At 40.3% G+C, this 2,694-nt stretch carries 3 protein-coding genes; 2 read left to right on the forward strand and 1 reads right to left on the reverse strand.

The features are described 5' to 3' along the window. Positions 1 to 213, forward strand: a 213-nt coding sequence (locus ACESM0_RS13640; RefSeq protein WP_372906754.1) for a hypothetical protein, incomplete at its 5' end; no start/stop codon positions are given. Positions 214 to 799: 586 nt separating this feature from the next. Next, positions 800 to 1,309, forward strand: a complete 510-nt coding sequence (locus ACESM0_RS13645; protein WP_372906755.1) for a CIA30 family protein — start codon at positions 800 to 802, stop codon at positions 1,307 to 1,309. Positions 1,310 to 1,332: 23 nt separating this feature from the next. Here the strand turns inward: ACESM0_RS13645 and ACESM0_RS13650 are convergent. Beyond that, the coding region (locus ACESM0_RS13650) for an outer membrane protein transport protein (protein WP_372906756.1) at positions 1,333 to 2,694 on the reverse strand (1,362 nt) is incomplete at its 5' end.

Genomic DNA, 2,694 nt, shown 5'->3' on the forward strand with positions numbered 1-2,694 from the left:
TTTCGCCCTGATCAGATCGACACGCCCTACTCATTGGCATGCACCGACACTCGGAACGACAAGTTCACCGATAGAATCCGGGATTTTTTCACCGGGAAAAGCAGTGATGAGCCCCGTGTTATTGGTGAAACCGACGATGAGGATGAGAAAAAAGGGAATATTTTTAAAAGGATTGGGAGAAAGCTGGGAATCACCAAAGATCATAATAACTAACATAGGTTCGATATAAAATGAATGTAAAGACAATGAAAAAGTCCTCTCATTTTTCAAGGAGACACTCCGAGCAAAGCGATTCCCACGAAGTGATTTATGGGTGGTTGAATCCAAAATAGAATCAAGTTTGAAGCCTGAAATCATCAAGTCTACCTCTTCCAACGCCTCCCACACCCCGACGTTTCGAGGGCAGACAGGATGAGAGAATCATATTAAAGATATTTATGTCGAACTCACCTTAATTAAAAACTTGGTTTTTATCGAATGCCAAAATCCCCCCTCTGGCAGAAAAGACAAAATCCGGAGTGTCCTATGGAGGATTCAGCAATGTGCCCATTCCCAGACTGGTTCTCACCTCAATGTTTCAAACTCTTACACAATCCGTGCCCCCAAAACACACCCCTCGCTCAATTCAACAAGGTGCGCTTTTGATATGTGCCTTTCGCCTCTCAAGAGGTAACTTCCAAAACTTCTCAACTATGGGATTATTTCCAATAGTCTTAATTCAAATTGAGTTTAATAAGGCTCTTATGAATTGATCCTCACCAGTGTTTGTTATAATCTTAAATCACAAAAATAACATCCTATGAATCAAAAACCGGTAGTTATAACCGATTTTACAAACCTTGCAAAACAAAAATGGCGTATTGTCAATGATGATGTGATGGGTGGATTATCAGAAAGTTACTTTCAAATCAACCCTGACGGACATGCCGTATTTCTGGGTAACATCTCATTAAAAAATAACGGCGGTTTTGCATCGGTAAGAAATCAAGAACCTCTTAATCTATTTGGTTTTGAGGCAATACGGCTTAAGGTTAAAGGAGATGGGAATCGGTATAGTTTCAGGCTCAAACCTGCTACAGATAGTTCAAATCCAACTTATTGGTACGAGCACAGATTTGAAACCAAAGAGGATGAGTGGTCAGAAATTAAACTTCCGCTCGATGCTTTCGAAGCTACTTTCAGAGGCAGAAAACCTGAAGATGCACCCCAGCTTGATCTGAAGAATATCTCTCATTTTGGTTTCCTAATCAGTGACAAACAGAGTGGCAAATTTCGGCTGGAAATCAACAAAATTGAAGCCATAGCGTAAACTCATCACTCTGTGTTGTTTAGTTAATATAGATTAAAGCGAATAGTAGAAAGCAGCTGTAATCTGTCTACACTTCTGGAGGCATTTTCAGATTGAATTGTAAATGTTGGAGCCTCCTCCGGTAAAGTGGTGTAATCGTAGTCCGCGTAATCATAAACAGACGACACCTCATCCCAATACTTATATTGTAGGGCCAGCTGAAGCTGAATGTTGTCAGATACAGAAATACCTGTTCCTAAGGAAAAAACACTTCGATCATCCGTGCCGTTTTCAAACTTACTTGGTAAGAAGCTGTAACCTCCGCGAAGAATAAACCCATCATTAACATCAAACTGTATGCCGCCCTTTAAATTCCATACAGATCTGAAGTTGTTTTGTATAAAGTCATTTTCAGCAATTTCGTCTTCAAAAAGGGAACCGTCATTAAAATCTATTCTTGTTCCGGCATAGTTTACATATTCGGCCGCAGCGGAGACAGATATACTGTTCAAATTATTCAAAGAAAAACCAATCGATGTACGAGAAGGCATCTCAACGTAATAGGTGAATTCACTATTCAGCTCATCGTCAAATGCAACTCCGTTATCAAATGTAGTTTGAATATTTGCGTCAAATTTCTCTTCAATCTCCATTCGGGTACCAAGTGTATAACTTGCTCCAATATTCAATATGTCGCTCAGTTTATAAATAAGGCCCGCGCGAAGTTTTATCCCGGTATATGTGCTGCTTATCTTATCCTGGAGTAAGATATTATCAATATCAGTATCTCCAGTGCCATCATCATTTGTATCAATAAAGTCGCTGCTGTACAAATTAAAATTGTCAACTTCCTGGAAAAGACGGTCATACTTATACTGTCCGTTCAGAACACCCAGACTCATTCCTATCATCAAATTTTCCTGAAATTCAGTAGCTGCAAAGAAACTGTACTCCCCTCCATAGCCGCTCTCAAAAATCTCTCCCTGTTGCTGAACGCCGAGATAATCGCCAAATTCATCGAACCCAATTCGAAAAATGGATTCATCCCAATCTTCAAATTCATCACCATAATCGGTTGCAAAGGTGTTAAATGCAATTTCAGAATAGGTAGAGCCCGGAGTTTTAAACTGGTCGGTTATGGTTGTCTGCTCGTTTCTGCCTCTAAACCCAAGAGCTCTTTTAAAAACAGTGTGCTGGTTGTATCCGGCACCCACTACCAAACTTCCCTGTGATGTTGGGAAAGAGTAAATAAACCCCGCATTCGATAGATTGAACTGATTGTCATCTTGTACTCGAGAAGCGCCCGTGAATTCAGTGGTTTCTTTTAAATCAGTATAAGCCAGCCCAAATTGGCCAAAACTTTGCTTGTGAAGTGCTGCTGAGGCGGGATTATCTAAAAAAGATCC

Origin of the sequence: Rhodohalobacter sp., from assembly GCF_041686455.1 — a bacterium.
Classification (GTDB): domain Bacteria; phylum Bacteroidota; class Rhodothermia; order Balneolales; family Balneolaceae; genus Rhodohalobacter.

Bases quoted from the DNA above. Each gene is read 5' to 3' on its own strand.
- ACESM0_RS13645 (WP_372906755.1), top strand. From the start codon at position 800: ATGAATCAAAAACCGGTAGTTATAACCGATTTTACAAACCTTGCAAAA.